We start from the raw sequence: 17,742 nt of genomic DNA on the forward strand, positions 1-17,742 counted from the left end.
AATTCTTTTTTATATAAAACCGAATGATTGTCTCGAATTAAGTTTATAATACATCCTTAATGTAAGCGGAGTCAACCGTAATATTATCCAATTTCAGAATGTTGCGTAGGCTCTCCCACCACGAAACTTATTATGCAACCCGTTAAACAAAAAAGAACCGTTCCCAGGTTACCCTAGAATACGGTTCTCTTCCATCATGCTTAACACTCTGCCGATATTGATCAATATTAGGCAATCAGTTGCTTATATATTCTCCTGCTTTAACGCATCAATAATATTTTCTTTTTTTACTTTCCTGCTGGAAAAAACAATCGCACAAACGACAATAACAAATGCCGCGACGACAACAGAGAGCATACTCATCCAGGGAACGATGAATCCATAGCTAAATTTGTTCGCAAATGCCCTATAGATTAGAGTCATCAGGGCGAAACTGACGGGAAGCCCGAACAGCAGCGATTTGACTCCATAAAAGATACTTTCATAGTTCATCATTTTGGCAAAGCCTTTTGGCGTCATGCCAACGGATTTCAACATCGCAAATTCTCTTTTTCGAAGGGATAGGCCCGTCGAGATCGTATTAAAAATGTTTGCTATGGAAATTGCAGAGATTAATATGATAAACCCGTAAGAGAAGACGGATATCATTAAAATCTGTTGCTCTTCGTTTTTTCTGGATTGATAAACATTATAGACATTCAGATTTGTCTCATACATCTCTTCGATTTGCTGCTGTGTTCTCATCGGTTCCGCACTTTTCAAATAAAGGTATGTCTGAACGTTAGCTAGCTCCTCATCGTCCGCCAGTCGATCCATGACGCGTTCCGACACGATCATAGTTAACCCACCTAAGCCTGCCGGGCTCATCCCCATCGGAGCTTGATCTGTCAACGCGGCAACGGTTACTTTGTTTACCTCCGTTGCTTCCGTATTTTCGATATAGCTATTCGTTAATTCGATACTTTGCCCAACATTTAAATACATAGCCTTCGTCTGAACATACTTCCCCGTGTCCATATCTTGATATTTGGTTGTATCTATCACAATCACGGCAGGATGATCCGGATCTGTAAGCTGTTCGTAATTTGCACCAACCGCTTTGGCATAGACTTGCAGACTCAAATCATTTAATGCATGAAGCTTAATCTCGTAACGGTACTTTCCGTCTTGCAGCAAACTTTTATCCTTCTTAACCAGCTCTTGCAATTCATCGGCGATGGATGCCTCATCGACCCAGGCGTTCTTATACAACTCTTGTACCAGGTTATATTCCGTTACACCATTCAGAGATACAATTGACTGCAACAACGGGTTGTCTATTTTCTTTCCATCGCTGTACGACAGTTGAATATCATAATTGACTCCTTCCCGTGACAGTTCCAGGGATTGCTTCATGTTGTTGGTAAAGAACGATACTGTCAAAAACAGAACAATGCTGATCACGAGCGAAAATACAATGGCATGATAGCGCCGTTTGTTCCTTTTTAAGTTTTTCAATCCGATTTCTGCTTCAATGCCGAATAGCTTTCGAATGAGCTTCGGTGTTTTCACCGCTTTGGCCGTAAGCTTTACGTCGGTTGATTGACGAATCGCATCCATAGCGGAAACCTTAGACGCTTTGATCGCCGGGAGATACGCCGAAATGAAAATCGTAACCATCGAAACCACACAGGCAATGAATAGCGATAACGGCGTGACGATCACCATCAGCTTTTCATTGGTCCATAATGCTCCTTGTATCATGGTGTTCATGAACCAAAATGTGATCCCAATCCCGGCAAGACCGCATAGGATGCCAATGGGAATGCTGATCAAGCCAATGATGACAGCTTCAAAAAGCACGGAATTTCGTTTCTGTCTTTTTGTCGCCCCTGCGCTCGCAAGCATTCCTAAATGGCGGGAACGATCCGAGACGGATATTGCAAAAGCATTATAGATGAGCGAGATCGAACCGATCATGATGATCGCCATCAAGATCGCCGATATTGAGTACATCATGCTTTGTGAAGCACCGCTTTTGGATAAACCGTAATAATGCAGCAAATCGTTATTATATTGGACCGTTTCGATATCGTTACTCTTTGCCAAATTTTCCGCATGAGCGAACAAGGACGAATTGATTTTCTGCAAGACTACGGCCGCATTGACTCGATCGTTTGCCCCGATGATGTTTTCATCGACATAACTAATAATCGTATAACCTGGTGCCCAAGCCGTTTCCCATACGGGACGCTTGATGAAGCCTACTACCGTGTAATCCCTTGTCTTGATATGCTGCAACGTTTCGGTCAATTTGCCGTCTTCCCTACGCAGCGGTTCGGTCTGATCCAAGGGATGATCGCCCCCTTGCTCGAATCGTTCGCCGATACGAAGGGATAGACGATCGCCGATTTCGTACTTCACTTTGGCGTTCGTTGCAATGGGCTCGGAGATAACGACTTCCTTGTCTGTTTGCGGAAGACGCCCCTTGCTTAGTTCTACCTGAAATTTCGCGAAACCTTGTGCATCATATTCCTTGATGAACAAGTATGGTTTATTCGGATTTTGTCCTCCTTCTAATGGGGCATACCCAAGATCTCTTGTGATCGCAACGGTTTTGGTTGCCTCATCGCCATGTATCGCTGCAAGCTGTTCTTTTGTTACATCTTGATATTCGACATGCCACTCCCCTGAATCCCCGATGGTTTGTCGGATCATTAAATCCGAGAATGAAAATGCAAGCGTAGCGACAGCGGTCACCATGGCAACCGAAATGATGACGCCAATGATGGTGACGAGCGTACGCCTCTTGTTTTGCTTTAAATTCCGGATGGTAAGTTTGTAGACAATATTCACCGACGGATCACCTCGTCTTTGGCGATCTTCCCGTCTTCAATTGAAATAATCCTGTTGGCCTGTAAAGCGATTCGTTCGTCGTGCGTGATGACAACCAGCGTCTGACGATATGTTTTATTCAACATTTTCAACAAATCGATGATCTCGCTGCTATTTCTACTATCCAAATTCCCGGTCGGCTCGTCTGCCAGCATGATGGCAGGGTTACTGATGATCGCTCTGCCGATCGAAACCCTCTGCTGCTGTCCCCCGGATAACTGATTAGGTAAATGGTTTAAACGATGCTCTAAATTCAACGACTTTACGAGTCCATCAAATTGCTTCTTGTCTTCCTGTTGGTTGTCCAGCAAGAGCGGCAGCGTCATGTTCTCTTTCACCGTTAAGGTGGGAATCAGATTGAAAAACTGATAGATCAGTCCGATTTGTCGCCGCCGGAAGATCGCCAGACGCGTTTCGTCCAATGCATAGATGTCCGTATTCTCTACGAGAACTTTGCCGCTTGATGGTCGATCCACGCCGCCCAGCAGATGAAGAAGGGTTGATTTTCCCGATCCGGACGGGCCGATAATCGCTACAAATTCACCTTTTTGAACCGAAAATGAAACATCGTCAAGCGCCTTTACCGCCGATTCACCAGTGCCGTATATTTTAGAAAGATGCTCGATTTTTAAAATTTCCATGGCCATATCTCCCTCCCCTCATGCTCAATTCCAGCTATATATCATCTCTTTATATCCAACATCCCACAGGGTTATATTTCCCTCAATGGTTATCGTAAGCTCATTGGCCTGAGGGAGATAAATGGAGCTCATATCCGGCTCATGGCGTCCGGCTTCTACGGATACAGTCAGGAACTCATGTCCATCGGCGGTAACCCTCATGCAGCCTCGGGAATCCTCTTGATCGGGAATTCCATAATTCAAGAAGAGGTATACCTCCTTCTTATTGCCTAACGTGTACGTATACGTTTCCTTACCTTGGGCGCTATACACATTATATTGTGGTTCCACGTCTTGACCGCCAATCTTAAAACTAGAAGGTTTGGTTCCTGTTGAAGGATTCCCAGTACTATCCCTTAAATCGTTTATCGCTACAAAGGGGCCCATTTCTTCAGTGAACACTTGGTCAACCACCCCGAAGATCCCCCACACGCCGAGCATCAAGACAACGCTGGAAATACCTGTAGCAACAATATTTCTCCAGAAGTTTTTCGTGCGAAATCCAAGTTTGTAGGCTCCGAATCCGATGGCTGCGCCCAATGAGTTCTGTATGACGTCGTTCATGTCGAAGCTGCCAAGGAAAGTTAGTGCCTGAATCGTCTCCAGCACCAGAATGGACAGGATGAACAAAGTTATGAAGCGGACAAAGCTAGTCTGGTATAGCATCGGAATCAAAATGCCAAAAGGGATAAAGGCTGCGACGTTCCCGAAGCCCACAAAGTCCATCAATGTTGGATGTAAAAGATCGGACAGACCTGGCAGTCTAAAAAAATCGTTTGGTAAAAAAATAAAAGTGTAGCCGCTGATTTGATCTACCTTATCTACTCTGCCGAAAGCGAAAAACAAAAAATAAAGAATAAACAGGGTGTAGAATATCGTGATGGCAAAAATAATCTTACGCTGCTGCTTCAATTGCATTGTCTTACCTCCATCGTTCTTCTGATGAATATCATTTTATCTGTCTAATATGACTTTCCAGTGACGATGGAGGTGACAATTCAGTCACTTAAGGAGCAACTCTAAATCACGTGCTTATAAAATTTAATCCGAAACTGTGTACCCTTCCCGCTGTCGCTCGTCACATCGATCACACCGTTCTGGCTAGAAATGATGCTATGAGCCATCGCAAGCCCTATGCCGATGCTCCCTTCGCTAGCGTTCTTTCCTTTGTAAAAACGTTTGAAGATATAAGGCAAATCTTCTTTGGAAATGCCTTTTCCGTTGTCGGCAATGATGATTTCCGTAAATAACGCGTTTTCGGAAAATGTGATGGTGATCGTTCCGCCTTCAGGTGTATGCTCCACGCCGTTCTTCAAAATATTGATGACCGCTTCAGCAGTCCAATTGAAATCACCGACAAAAGTGACGTTGTCATCGCCGTCGATGGTAACCGTCTGTCCCTTAATATCCATCGGAATCATAACCGGCTCTAATGCCTTTTGGATAAGGTTTTTCATGGGGATTGGATCTTTTTTGAATTGGATGGTCTTCGCATCCATTTTCGATAGCTTTAATAAAGAGGAAACAAGCCAATCGATCCGTTCGAGCTGGATGCGAATATGATGGGTGAACTCCGTTCTTTTGGCCGAAGGCAGGTCAGGGGCGCTTAACAAATCCGCCATCACTGTCATGGAGGTGAGCGGCGTTTTGAGCTGATGTGAAATATCGGAGATAGCATCCGTCAATTGAAGTTTGTCCCGCTGCAATAGCGACCGATGCTCCGATAACATGCGCGTCACTTTGTAAATATCATTTTTTAAGATGCTCAGCTCGCCTTCCTGGTTATCGCGAAAGTCAAGAGAAAGAGAATCATTGCCGTTGCTAATTTCCTTCAAGTACACAGTTAGCTTTTCAAGCTCGCGGTATCTCCATCTCGTATATATCATGCTGCTGCCAATGAGCATAATCGATAGCAAGAAAACGAGCGCCGCGGCGACAGAAGATATCATAAAAGCTGCAGCAATCGCCGCTAGGCTGATTGAACCCATGACGAGCAAAAACATCTTAATTTCTCGATTGCGCAGCATCTAATCACCAACCTTATATCCAAGGCCACGTACGGTTTTGATCAAAGTCGGATTCCCTGGATCATCCTCCAACTTTTCCCTCAGCCTTTTGATATATACCGTTAATGTATTATCGTTCACGAAATCGCCGGCCACATCCCAAATCTGCTCTAAAAGCTGAGTTCTTGAAAGCACTTGTCCAATATGGTTGCCAAAGATCAAAAGCAATCGATACTCCAAAGCAGTTAGCGAAATCTCTGCACTGTCTTTAAAGACTTTACCTTCTAGCGTGTTTATACGGATATTGTCGATATCGATAATGTTCTTGGCCTGGGACGGCTTTTGGTATCTACGCAAGACGGACTTGATCCGCGACAGAAGTTCGCGAACTCGAAATGGTTTGGTAATATAATCATCGGCTCCCATATCCAGCCCCATCACGACATTGACCTCATCGTCGATCACCGTTAAGAAGATAACCGGAATGTCTCGCCGCTCCTTCACCATTTTGCATAATTCATAGCCGCTTCCGTCAGGAAGCTGTAAATCAAACAGGCATAAAGCGAACAGATCGATGTCCTCGGCGAGCACCTTTTTAGCAGATTCGACATCATGGCAAATAACGGTCGAATAGTGCTCTTGCTGCAGCGAATATTCTAGACCGGATGCAATCGTTTTATCATCTTCGACCAACAAGATTTTCATATCCAAACAGATCATCCTAACGTTATGATTGAATTTATGACCCCATCTTAATTCTGATAGTTTACCAACTCAATAGGAAAAATAAAACCCTCCTCTCCCCAATGACCCTCTGGAACCCAGGCAAATTGTTAATGGAGGCCATTAGAAGCATATGCGAACCCAACCCTGCACTTAAATGCTCAGTAGCTGATTGTCGGACATCACATGCAAGATGCATGCGGCACTTGCTGAATCTCACAAACTGTGATATTTTAATTTCCAAGTAAACAATATGGAGTGTGAAACCGGATCTATGGATTACCCTGATCGCATCAAGCCAATCATTTATGAACAGCTGCTTCACTTCTCTCATTTGCATGAACAGCGAATGGAGCTGGAACTTAAAGAAATCAAAGAGATGATCCAGCTTCATCAACTGAAAAGCGTACCTGGAAATTTATCGACCATCCATGTCTTGGATTGCATCGGCCAACATGAACCGATCAATCATTCCGCGATTGCCGAAAAATTAAAATTGTCGAAGGCGAGCATTACAAAGATCAGCAAGAAGCTGCTTTCGCTTGACCTTATTCATCGGACTCAGCTTAATGACAATCGCAAAGAGGTCTATTTTCGTCTAACGACACAAGGAAAGCAGCTGTTCCAATTGCATCGGACTATGCACGAAGCAGAGGAACAGCGCTTTATGCGATTTTTGGACGATTACTCCGAAAGCGAGCTGCAGACGATTTTAAAGTTTTTTCAAGGGATGGCCCGGTATATAAGCGAGAGATAAACAAATTTTTTTGGTATTATTGTTTACAAGTAAACTAAATATATAAGGAGGAATCAGATTGAATATTCCCCAAACGATAAGAGAACGCAGAACCATCCGGAAATTCAACACAACGCCGGTAGCGCCCGAACTGGTCGTATCCTTGTTGAACGATGCGGTTAACCTGTACGAAGACAAAGGCACCTGCCGCTGGCGCTGTCTTTATGCCGGCACGCCGGAATCGCGTCATAGATTGGTTGAGAGCATGATGACCAAGATGAAGGAAAACCGATTCGTTAAGCTCATGCCCTCTAAAATGATTGATTTTTTCATTAAACGAGTAACTGAAATTCCCGCTCACCTGATCTTCATCGCGGAATCCGCCTCCGATCGGCGGCAGAGCGACGAAAATTACGCTGCAGTCTGTAGTGTAATGCAAAATTTTCAACTGCTTGGCTGGGAATGCGGATTGGGCGCGCTGTGGGACACGGACCCCATGTTTCAAAACGAGTCATTTCTTACGGAAATCGGTTTGCAGGAAGGTGAAAGGTTTGCCGGGATTTTGCACATTGGATATTACGATAAAGCTCCGAGAGCCCGAAGAAGAACGCCGGCGGAGCAGAAATGGACCGCAATCGGCGAAGGCGGAAAAGCGGATGTGCTTCAGTCGGCACGTGTTCGGGTTTCAACGCAAAGCATTCTGGAAGTACTGAATGACGCTGTCTGGGCCCCGAACGACGGACTAAGAGAACCGTGGCGCTTTATCTATGTGTCGGGCAGCGAAGCGGCCGGAAAGCTCTTGGATTCTTATGGGAATACATCATCGTCTTTTCTCTTGATTGTAGCAGAGCATGAAGAGGACCCCCACAAGCAGGAGGAGGATTATGCAGCGATATGCTGTTTGATCCAGAACGTACAACTATTAGTTAAATCTAGACCGTGGTACGCACGCCGATCGATACCGGAATGGATTTATGACCTGGATCAGTGCAAGGTGTTCGGCATTCAGCCGGAGGAGCGGATTGTAGCGGTACTGGAGCTCGGAGAAAACGATCGATCGTTGCAATCGGAATCGTCTCCTCCCCCGCTCCTTAACATCACGCATCTATGACGAAAGTGTCCACTTCCACTTCGTTCAAGCAATGCTATGTTTTCATAATGACCTATTATCTTCTTCTGAAGCGAGAACCTCCCTTGCGGCTTTAATGAAAGATATCATGATGGGGGAAAGCCACTTGTCTTTATGCCATAACATCTGTGTATATACGTGCAAGTCAGGAATTTGCCATGGAAGAGCAACAAGCTCGCCCCGTTTAACTTCGGCTTCCGCTACGATTTCAGGAAGAAAAGCAATACCAATTTCCGAAATTGCACATTGTTTAATGGCTTCGGCACTTTGAAACTCTAAATAAGTAATCGTATCTATGCCCTCTCTTTCAAATCCCCGATCAAACATGGTTCGATATGGACAACCCTTTTCATTGGTCAGGAACACTTCTCCGTGAAAGTCTTCCAGCTGTAGTTCAGTTCGTTTCGCGAGTGAATGGTTTGGGGAGGCGAATAAGCGGAAAGTTTCCTCCACCATCGGCTCCACTGCAAGTCCGCTTGAGCGAATGGGTTCGTCGAGCATAAAGACGGCATCCGCGGCTCCCTCAAAGAGCGCTTGCTTCAGTTCTTGATTGGGAACAGAGCGGAAGATGAGACGCACTCCTGGACAGAGAGATCGAAATCGTTGAAAGACAGCTGGAAGCCGATAGGCGCAAATAACCTCATTAGCACTTATCGTTAGAGTGCCGCTAAGATTTTCATTGTCATGAACGACGCTGCGAGCTTCGTCTAATTTGTCTAGAACACTGTGGATCTCAGTTAAAAAGCGTTTACCCGCAGTTGTAAGAACGAGCTGCTTGCCCAAACGGTCAAAGAGGCGAACACCAAGCTCATCCTCCAATGCTTTTATTTGCATCGTGACGTTGGAGGGGACATAGTTCAGTACTTCCGCTGCCCGACTGAAATTTAAAGTTGATGCAACCGTGCGGAACGTAATCAATTGGCGCAACTCCATCATACGATCCCCCTTTTACTATCAAAAAAATTGAATATAACTTTGAATATCATTCACTTTTATTGAGACTAACACAGATCTATACTAGCAACAAGAAATACATTTTCTTAATGTATGGTTTCATTTTGAAGGGAGAGACAACATCATGGATTATGAGATTTTTGATTTGGGTGACGTAACATTACAATCAGGAGTGACGTTACCGAGCGCTTTTCTTGCGTATAAAACGTATGGAAAATTGAATGAAAAGAAAGATAATGTCATTGTCTATCCAACGGCTTTTGGGGATCAGCATATTCAGAATGAATGGTTGATTGGAAACGGCATGGCACTGGATCCGCAACAATATTTCATTATCGTTCCAAATCTGCTGGGCAACGGATTATCTTCGTCTCCCAGTAACACGCCTCCCCCATTCGACCGAGCAAATTTCCCGCAAGTAACCATTTATGACAACGTTCAATTCCAGCATCGGCTGGTGACCGAAAAATTCGGCATTCGAAAGATCGCTCTTGTTGTTGGATGGTCCATGGGAGGCGTTCAAGCGTTCCAATGGGGGGCAAGCTATCCAGACATGGTGGAACGAATTGCACCTTTCGCCGGAGTTGCCAAGACGTGGCCCCAAACGTATATGGTCCTGGAAGGAATGAGAGCTCCGCTCATGGCTGCTGTCCGCTTCGATACAAGTAAACTAAATCAGTTGACTTCTGAAGACATGCGCGCCGTTGGCCATGTCTATGCAGGATGGGGCGTATCTTCCGCGTTTTACAGAGAGGAACTTTACCGGGATATGGGATTTGATTCATTGGCAGATTTTATGTCTGGGGTCTGGGAAGATAGCTTTATGAATATGGATCCGCACAATGTCCTAGCGATGTTATGGACTGGCCAAAATGCAGATATTAGTGCGAACCCCACCTATAATGGAGATTTTGATAAGGCGCTAGGAAGCATTAAAGCACTTGCCTGCGTCATGCCAGGAAGCACAGATCTCTTCTGCCCGGCGGATGATAACGAATACGAGGCTAAACTTATGCCAAACGCTATTTATAATCCGATCGAGTCGATCTGGGGTCATTTTGCCGGCCGCGGAATCAACAGTGTCGATAATCAATTTATTGATGATAACCTAAAACGCTTGTTGGCGCTAAATACGAACACTTAGATCATCATGAACACGGTTATCCCGTCCGATCATATTATGAGGTCACCAGGACTTTCTGGTTGACCTCCTTTTTAATTGTCAAACACTCTATTTTGATATACCATTTCTTTCAAGAAAATAATCCTCATTGGAATTTTTTATCACAACATCAAAATTTCGATGGTATGGATGCATAAATAAGTCATATTGAATTCTTCGCTGTTTATGAGAATTTCTCAAATTATCAATATCTTTTCCTCTTTCAGTGACATCGCGTATACTTCTTCTCATCAGTTCGGTTTCCTCATCCGTATACAAATAAATTTTCAGATCATATAGATTGGGGTCTGTAAAAGCAACTGTCATGCCCTCTACAATACTTATCTTGTTCTCAGCTGAAAGCAACATACTCTTTGTATAGTTCGTGCCTACTGTATATAAATCCAAACCCTCTCTTATCATATGAATGTCTCTCTCCAAGGCGAGTACATTGTGAGCAGCAGGATGACAGGCAGTCATTTTCTCTTGATGCATTTCACCATGTGATTCATAGTTAATTAAAGTGTACTTCCTAAGATGTGAACCGATAATATAAGGATCTGTATTGATATAGTTCACATGATCATGTCCCAAAAGTTTTAACAGATTATGAGCCAAAGTTGTCTTTCCGGACGCCCCATGACCCGAAATCCCAATGATAAATCTGTTCTCTTCCCCTCTAATCGATTTCGCTATCTGATGCAATATATGGTCCATATTAACCCCCATTTGCTTTATTGGTTTATTTCACTATCTTTCGTTCTATGTAATTTGTAATCATATTTTATACCATTCTGTTAAGCTAATTTGTCACAGCAATTATAATATAACGGATCCAGCTGATATTCTATATGCAAAACAACCTTCAACACCACTGACTAAATAGCGCTAAAGGTCCTCGGTTTCCACTTAAACAATAAGTGCCGCTATTCGGTACTATTGTCAAGCATCTATGTGGAAGCAACCGGTATATAATTGAGGATATTAATCGCGGTTGCCGACCTTAAACTCTGGTCACCTCTTGACCTCATAACGAAGTCTCATGAAACCGCTCGTTTCATATAATTTTGTAGCTAAGCACGCATGCCAAATACGTATTCCCGTCTGCTCGAAACTTTTGATTCGGTACTCAACATTCCGCTTCTCCATCCCCAGACCGAGACAAAAACCATCCTGCCGCCCATTACTCCTTGTGAGAACAAATGATAGCTTTATATTAATGCCTGATTTACCGTATAGTATACTTAGGCACCATCCAACAAAAGCATGTTCAGTCAAAAAATACATACTCTCTGGGTTCAGACACGCAGCAGCATAAACATAGCAAGAACAGAAAGGAGTTTAGAATGGTGAAGCTGATCTACCAATTAGAGAATGTGAATAAAACGTATAAAAAAGGAAAGGTTGTTGCCAATCAAAACATAAGCTTCGACGTTCAACAAGGGGAAATTCTCGGTTTGCTTGGTCCGAATGGAGCTGGAAAATCCACCTTGATTAAACAAATGGTAGGGCATCTTGCTCCCACTTCAGGTACAGTGTGCTATAAAGGAACCAGTGTACAGACTCAAACAAAGCGAGTGGCTCAGGAAGTGGCTTACTACTCACAAGAGCCCCACGCCCTCACCAGTTTAAAAACCTGGGAAGCTTTGTATTTTACAGGAAGATTGCGGGGATTGACGAAAGAGTACGCCGTAAAACAAACAGAGGAATTGTTGGAACGCTTTGGAATGCAGGATCTCCGTCATAAGCTGCTGAAGAATGTTTCCGGCGGACAGAAACGTTTAATTGGGATCGGTACTTGCTTGATCGGCTTCTCCCCTGTCATGATTCTGGATGAACCAACCAATGAACTGGACCCCAAAAAGAGAAGGCTAGTATGGGATCTGATACAAGAACGCAATCGCCAAGGAGTAACCATAATTCTGGTGACGCACAACGTGCTGGAAGCTGAACAGGTTGTGGACAGAGTAGCCGTAGTGAATCACGGCAAGCTATTGGCCATCGATCATGTAAGTGTCTTAAAACAAAGGGTCGATCAGCGAATGAAGCTCGAAATTACGACATCCTTAGGGGAAAGCGATTATGTTTGCCAAAGCTTAAGCTCGCTGGGACAGTGGACCAAAACGGGAGAAAACCGAGTCCGGGCACTGATCGAGAAGCAAAACGCCAGTTATGCGATTGACGTCCTGACCAAGCAGCATTTACCAATTGAAGAATATTCCTTAGTCCCGCCGAATCTTGAAGATGTCTATTTTCACATTGATGATGAACAAGATAAGCCTGCCAAAGCGGAGGTGGTCTAAACATGGGAGAAATAAAACCAGCCATGCAAAATCAAGACCTTCAGCTTCAAGATTCAGTCTTTCTCCAAGGGCAGGAGCAGCAGAGCATAATCCAACGCAGAATTACAGAATGGTTGATCCTAGCCCGCATTCAATTCACAATCATCCGCGAGGCATGGGTTTGGATTTTCATCATGGCATGCATGTTTCCGCTAACAACGCTGTTATTTCTCAAATTCTTTACAGTTGACCCAACGCCGGCTGTTATGACACGTATTATTACGGGGAACATGCTCTTTGGCTTAATCGTCATGGGACTCAATTCCATGGCTCAAGAGATATCTTGGCAGAAGCATCAAGGTCACTTCACATACTATTCATCCCTGCCGATAGCCAAGGTCAACTTCATCTTTGCCAATCTGCTGCGCGGCTTGATCATGAGTGTACCGTCTTTTGTTATTTTAGCGATGATTGGCCAACTAGCTTACGGCATTCAATTCCACTATAGCTGGGGACTTGTCCCTGTACTGCTGCTCACCGTTTTCAGCGTGGTTGGCGTAGGTGTACTGATCGGCTTCTGGTCTCCTAGCCATCAATTGACCAACATGCTCGTTCAGGCATTGATGATGTTCGTCTCGTTTTTGACGCCAGTTATGGTGGATATGAATCAATTGCCTACAATCCTGCAGTGGTTCTCTTATATCTTTCCTACCACCTACGCTGCAGATGCCATGCGCGAGGTGTTGATTTCGGGCTGGTCCTCGTCTGTCGCCTGGAACACGCTTGTACTCTTACTTTTCTCACTGATTTCCATCGTCTTGATTTTAAAAAAGGTAGACTGGCGTGTTGAATAGTAAGAAGAATGCTATCTCAATACCTCGATAAGTCATTTAGAATAATTAAAAGGACTAACCAGAATACATGTCTGTTGCTAAGAATAAAAAAAGGTTGGTCTTCATCACATTGAAGATCAACCTTCCTTTATTATTTAGATATCAACTCAAACTTACATAACAATTTGAGGTTGTATTCCTTCATGTTAACAGTACCTTGATTATTTAAAAATCAGGTTCCAAGCCCATGTTAGGAATCTGTCTCCAATAATCGTTAACCTTGTCCACCTTCCATACTCCGTCTGCAAAAATGACATGCAATTCCCGATCAAAAACATAATGCAGTTCGCCCGTTAATATATTCCCAGGAATAAAGGATTGTATAAATGTCGCCTTTGTTTCGCTTGTGTAGTTCACGGTTGTTGTATTCATATCAAATTTCATATCTTTATAGCTCAGCCCTTCCTTTTGGATAATTTGCTGAATAAGGCGATCTGTAAAAAAAGGTTTGAAGTAAGTGCGAACCTGCTTCACTTTCGAGAGATCAGATGCCTCATTCAATTTCTCCGATAACCGTGCGACACGCGCCTCGCTTAGTCGTTGGTTAGTAGGTACTTGATACTTCGGCTCCATCAACTTAACGACTACTTGCTTGCCATCCAGAATAACCGTGGCTTCTTTGACTTTTTGGTCCCATTTCACATCTGCCCCCATGGTTTGGCTGACGAACCTTAATGGTACATAGGTAGTGTTATGAATGAGCTCAACCGGTGTATCGAAATCAACGCGATCCTGGTTCACTAAGGCCCTACTAAATTGGACTGCGAGAGTGATTACATTCTCGCCTTTGATCAATTGAGCTGTTTTTTGAGATTGGTTCCATTTTACATCGATACCCATGTTCTCCGATACCGACCGTATAGGGATCAACACCCGATTGTTCTTTAGAACACCATTCTCGATCACACCAGTCTCCGCTGCGTGTGAAGGCACGACGTTTGCAAGAAAAAAGATCATGGCCGCCGATATACTAAACAGTAACTTTTTCAAATTCATTTCTCCTCCTAACAGCACCAATATTTTCTGGATCTCTACCTTTAAACGTCTAATCATTGAATAAAGTTACAGATGAATAAGAAAAGTCACCGATCATCATGTAAGTGATCACTCTCCCCGCATTGTAAGCCAGCACAGATTTTAGAGGAGAGCTTTTGGTTTGGTTAAGGTCATATTCTTACACCCCGTTTACCATCTACCAATGTCTAGCTTCTGATGTTCACTTGGAATATTTTAGGTAGATTTGTTCATTAAACAATGATACATTATTGGGGATCTATGCCGGGCAGATTATTCTCCTTCTATCTCTATTAGTAGAATAGTGCGCAAGCTTGGATATACGATTATGCTTTGAATTGTTTAATATTTGGGGGAGATCGCTCATATGGACAAGGGTTCTGCTTTCAGTACAAACATTATCGGCGCTGGCGAGGTTGGCAGCGCAGTCTCGGTCGATATGGTCAAAAATGATGTTCATAAAACAAACAGCTATTATTGGGATACATTCGGTAATGACTTCTTGGGGGCAATTGTACTACCTTTTTACGGATCGTTTATTTCAGAAGAAAAATGCCAGCTTTTTGGCGATGTCTCTGGGAAAAAGATGCTGGAAATCGGCTGTGGTAACGGTCAATCCTTACAATATCATGGGGAACGCCAAGCATCCGAACTCTGGGCTGTAGATATATCGGAACAACAAATAGAGAAGGCAGCGAAGCATTTGAAGGTGTGCGGACTTTCTGCAAAATTAATCTGTTCTCCCATGGAGGAAGAATGCGGCATTCCCACCGATTATTTTGACTTTGTGTATTCAATTTATGCCATCGGCTGGACCACCGACCTCGAAGGTACTTTTCGCCGGATCGCTTCTTACCTTAAACAAGACGGTGTTTTCATATTCAGTTGGTCTCACCCTATACATAAATGTGTGGTTATGGAAAATGATATGCTTGCCTTCAAGAAATGTTATTTCGATGAATCTTGGTATTCTGTTTCTCTTGAGAAAGGTGAGCTAGCATTAGCTGATCGCAAACTGTCTACCTATGTAAATGCTTTGGCCAAGGCGGGATTTGTCATTGAGGAAATGATTGAGGAATCTGATGAAGACATTATGCAATCGAGGAATGATAACAGCGATTTTGCCAAAAAAGCAAAGATGCTACCAGTTACTTTTGTAGTCAAAGCTAGGAAACTGTAGTTGCCCCCTTCCCATTGTATTGGCTACATGTATACCAGGTAAGTTGTTGGCTTCATCTCAAGACAATGACTTACCTCAGTAAAAATAAAAACGCCATCCATTTGGCGACTTCTTATGGGTGTTTATTATCCCTTGTTATCCCTCGTCTTAATATTGTTCCATTGATTTATAACTTATATCTGAGTATTATATAATCATTCACTTATATAATGGGTAAGGAGGAAACGATATGGAGCAGATTCAAGAAATGGCGGATAAGCTGAAGCTATTAAGCGACGGTACTCGGCTGACGATCTTAGCATTGCTGAGAGAGCGGGAGTTTTGTGTGTGTGAGCTCGTTGATATCCTTGAGATTTCTCAACCGGGCGTAAGCCAGCATTTACGGAAATTGAAATCTTATGGCCTTGTAAAGGAAGATAAACGCGGCCAATGGGTGTATTACTCATTGAATGTTGATGATCAACCCTATATTAAGTCCGTACTCGAATATACGCCTAATTCGAAAGCCATCTTGACTGCATTGAACAAGGAAGAAATAACTTCGGATTGTAAATAAGTTATTTTTCTCGTCCCATATATAAGTGAATAATTATATACTAATTTATGTTAATCCACATTGCACGGTTCGGAGGTCGACATGGTAACAATTGTTTTAGCATGTATTATTTTTGTACTCACCTTAACTCTAGTCATCTGGCAACCCAAAAATCTATCGATTGGATGGTCAGCATGCGGAGGTGCCATCCTTGCGTTGCTCGTAGGAGTTGTTCATATACAAGATGTATGGGATGTTACCCTAATAGTCTGGAATGCCACCTTAGCTTTCATCGCAATCATCATTATTTCACTAATTCTAGATAAGATTGGATTGTTTGAATGGGCTGCTTTACATGTGGCACGAGCTGCTCATGGAAACGGCATCCGTTTGTTTGTTTACGTTAGTATTCTGGGCGCTATTGTATCCGCCTTTTTTGCCAATGATGGTGCGGCACTTATTTTGACACCGATTGTGTTGGCTATGGTAAGGGCACTTCACTTCGATGAGAACAAGGTGTTCCCTTTTATAATCGCGAGTGGTTTTATAGCAGATACTACTTCTCTTCCGCTCGTTATAAGCAACTTGGTCAATATCGTGTCCGCTGATTTCTTTGGGATCGGATTCACGGAATACGCTAGTCGTATGATCATACCGAATCTGTTTTCTCTGATTATCAGCGTCTTGATACTGTACTTCTTTTTCCGAGTAAGCATTCCGCGTCAATTTGAAGATAAGCGCCTGAAGCATCCTGCCGATGCAATCAAGGACCCCGTAATGTTCCGTATTTCCTGGTATGTTCTAACGGTACTGTTGTTAGGATACTTTATTAGCGGATTCCTACATATTCCTGTATCCATCATAGTCGGCTTCGTTGCTATTTTATTTCTTCTCATTGCTAACAGAAGTCGTGCTGTTCCAACTGAAGAGGTGCTCAAAGGAGCGCCTTGGTCGATTGTCTTTTTCTCCATTGGCATGTATGTCGTGGTATATGGCCTTCGAAATGCGGGGCTTACAGACTTGCTCGCCCAGGTCATCCAATCTGTTGCAGATCAAGGAATGTTTGTGGCCACACTGGGCATGGGCTTCATTGCTGCGATCCTATCATCCATCATGAACAATTTGCCTACCGTTATGATTGATGCACTCGCCATCGATGCCACCCGAACCTCTGAAGCGATCCGAGAGGCGTTAATTTATGCCAATGTCATTGGTTCAGATCTGGGACCTAAAATAACGCCTATCGGCTCATTGGCAACCTTGCTTTGGCTCCATGTACTTTCAACCAAAGGAGTCAGAATTTCTTGGGGCAGATACTTTATAACGGGAATCATTCTCACGATTCCTACGTTATTTATTACTTTGCTCGGGCTGTATCTATGGTTATCTGTACTATAGTTCGCAAGCAATACTAAGAACAAGCCGGTAATTTCAATCACTCGGCTTGTTCTTTTTCTTATCCATCCGATATGAGCTGCTGACAATTAGATAGTTCAAGCAGGATATGGAGAAAACTGACTAGAATAATTATCATAACTATTAGAAATTTGGATCGAATCTTATGAGAGCAGGTG

Annotated in this window: 16 protein-coding genes; 8 read left to right on the forward strand and 8 right to left on the reverse strand. The window is 43.4% G+C overall.

The genetic code is table 11. The features are described from left to right. Nucleotides 1–243 precede the first annotated feature (243 nt). The 5 genes from ABEQ74_RS01750 to ABEQ74_RS01770 all read right to left on the reverse strand — a co-directional run bounded on the left by ABEQ74_RS01750 (nt 244) and on the right by ABEQ74_RS01770 (nt 6,265). The gene (locus ABEQ74_RS01750; RefSeq protein ID WP_430118816.1) at nt 244–2,835 is read right to left on the reverse strand and encodes an FtsX-like permease family protein; all 2,592 of its coding nucleotides are present in this window, start codon (nt 2,833–2,835) and stop codon (nt 244–246) included. After that, nucleotides 2,832–3,515, reverse strand: coding sequence for an ABC transporter ATP-binding protein (locus ABEQ74_RS01755; RefSeq protein WP_430118818.1), 684 nt, complete (start codon nt 3,513–3,515; stop codon nt 2,832–2,834). The genes ABEQ74_RS01750 and ABEQ74_RS01755 overlap by 4 nt, the downstream gene beginning before the upstream one ends. 24 nt (nt 3,516–3,539) lie before the next feature. Further along, nucleotides 3,540–4,472: a VanZ family protein gene (locus ABEQ74_RS01760; protein ID WP_430118820.1), complete on the reverse strand. Its 933-nt coding sequence runs from the start codon at nt 4,470–4,472 to the stop codon at nt 3,540–3,542. A 101-nt stretch (nt 4,473–4,573) separates the two neighbouring features. Beyond that, nucleotides 4,574–5,581, reverse strand: a complete 1,008-nt coding sequence (locus tag ABEQ74_RS01765) for a sensor histidine kinase (protein ID WP_430118822.1) — start codon at nt 5,579–5,581, stop codon at nt 4,574–4,576. Further along, complete coding sequence (locus ABEQ74_RS01770) at nt 5,582–6,265, reverse strand: response regulator transcription factor (protein WP_430118824.1); 684 nt, start codon at nt 6,263–6,265, stop codon at nt 5,582–5,584. Nucleotides 6,266–6,557: 292 nt separating this feature from the next. Here ABEQ74_RS01770 and ABEQ74_RS01775 point away from each other — a divergent pair, with 292 nt between their 5' ends. Both ABEQ74_RS01775 and ABEQ74_RS01780 read left to right on the forward strand, forming a co-directional pair. Beyond that, on the forward strand, nt 6,558–7,040 hold the full coding sequence (locus ABEQ74_RS01775) for a MarR family transcriptional regulator (protein ID WP_430118826.1): 483 nt from the start codon (nt 6,558–6,560) through the stop codon (nt 7,038–7,040). 58 nt (nt 7,041–7,098) lie between these two features. After that, the gene (locus ABEQ74_RS01780; RefSeq protein ID WP_430118828.1) at nt 7,099–8,130 is read left to right on the forward strand and encodes a nitroreductase family protein; all 1,032 of its coding nucleotides are present in this window, start codon (nt 7,099–7,101) and stop codon (nt 8,128–8,130) included. 42 nt (nt 8,131–8,172) lie between these two features. Here the strand turns inward: ABEQ74_RS01780 and ABEQ74_RS01785 are convergent, their stop codons facing one another. Further along, nucleotides 8,173–9,081, reverse strand: coding sequence for a LysR family transcriptional regulator (locus ABEQ74_RS01785; protein ID WP_430118830.1), 909 nt, complete (start codon nt 9,079–9,081; stop codon nt 8,173–8,175). Nucleotides 9,082–9,226: 145 nt separating this feature from the next. On the opposite strand from ABEQ74_RS01785, the gene ABEQ74_RS01790 reads away from it, so the two are divergent. Then, the gene (locus ABEQ74_RS01790; protein WP_430118832.1) at nt 9,227–10,246 is read left to right on the forward strand and encodes an alpha/beta fold hydrolase; all 1,020 of its coding nucleotides are present in this window, start codon (nt 9,227–9,229) and stop codon (nt 10,244–10,246) included. Between the two features lie 87 nt (nt 10,247–10,333). On the opposite strand, the gene ABEQ74_RS01795 is transcribed toward ABEQ74_RS01790, so the two are convergent. Continuing rightward, nucleotides 10,334–10,981 carry a uridine kinase family protein gene (locus tag ABEQ74_RS01795; RefSeq protein WP_430118834.1) on the reverse strand — a complete coding sequence of 216 codons (648 nt, stop codon included), beginning with the start codon at nt 10,979–10,981 and terminating at the stop codon, nt 10,334–10,336. Between the two features lie 629 nt (nt 10,982–11,610). Here ABEQ74_RS01795 and ABEQ74_RS01800 point away from each other — a divergent pair. Further along, complete coding sequence (locus tag ABEQ74_RS01800; RefSeq protein WP_430118836.1) at nt 11,611–12,567, forward strand: ABC transporter ATP-binding protein; 957 nt, start codon at nt 11,611–11,613, stop codon at nt 12,565–12,567. A 2-nt stretch (nt 12,568–12,569) separates the two neighbouring features. Beyond that, complete coding sequence (locus ABEQ74_RS01805) at nt 12,570–13,400, forward strand: ABC transporter permease (RefSeq protein WP_430118838.1); 831 nt, start codon at nt 12,570–12,572, stop codon at nt 13,398–13,400. Between the two features lie 204 nt (nt 13,401–13,604). Here the strand turns inward: ABEQ74_RS01805 and ABEQ74_RS01810 are convergent, their stop codons facing one another. Then, nucleotides 13,605–14,429, reverse strand: a complete 825-nt coding sequence (locus ABEQ74_RS01810) for a copper amine oxidase N-terminal domain-containing protein (RefSeq protein ID WP_430118840.1) — start codon at nt 14,427–14,429, stop codon at nt 13,605–13,607. 391 nt (nt 14,430–14,820) lie between these two features. Between ABEQ74_RS01810 and ABEQ74_RS01815 the strand changes: the two genes are divergently transcribed. The 3 genes from ABEQ74_RS01815 to ABEQ74_RS01825 all read left to right on the forward strand — a co-directional run bounded on the left by ABEQ74_RS01815 (nt 14,821) and on the right by ABEQ74_RS01825 (nt 17,566). Continuing rightward, nucleotides 14,821–15,633, forward strand: coding sequence for a class I SAM-dependent methyltransferase (locus ABEQ74_RS01815; RefSeq protein ID WP_430118842.1), 813 nt, complete (start codon nt 14,821–14,823; stop codon nt 15,631–15,633). A 229-nt stretch (nt 15,634–15,862) separates the two neighbouring features. After that, complete coding sequence (locus ABEQ74_RS01820; protein ID WP_430118844.1) at nt 15,863–16,189, forward strand: ArsR/SmtB family transcription factor; 327 nt, start codon at nt 15,863–15,865, stop codon at nt 16,187–16,189. Nucleotides 16,190–16,270: 81 nt separating this feature from the next. Continuing rightward, nucleotides 16,271–17,566: an arsenic transporter gene (locus ABEQ74_RS01825; RefSeq protein ID WP_430118847.1), complete on the forward strand. Its 1,296-nt coding sequence runs from the start codon at nt 16,271–16,273 to the stop codon at nt 17,564–17,566. The last annotated feature ends 176 nt before the right edge of the window (nt 17,567–17,742 follow it).

The sequence above is a fragment of the Paenibacillus solani genome, assembly GCF_050475945.1.
GTDB classification, from domain to species: domain Bacteria; phylum Bacillota; class Bacilli; order Paenibacillales; family Paenibacillaceae; genus Paenibacillus_AQ; species Paenibacillus_AQ solani_A.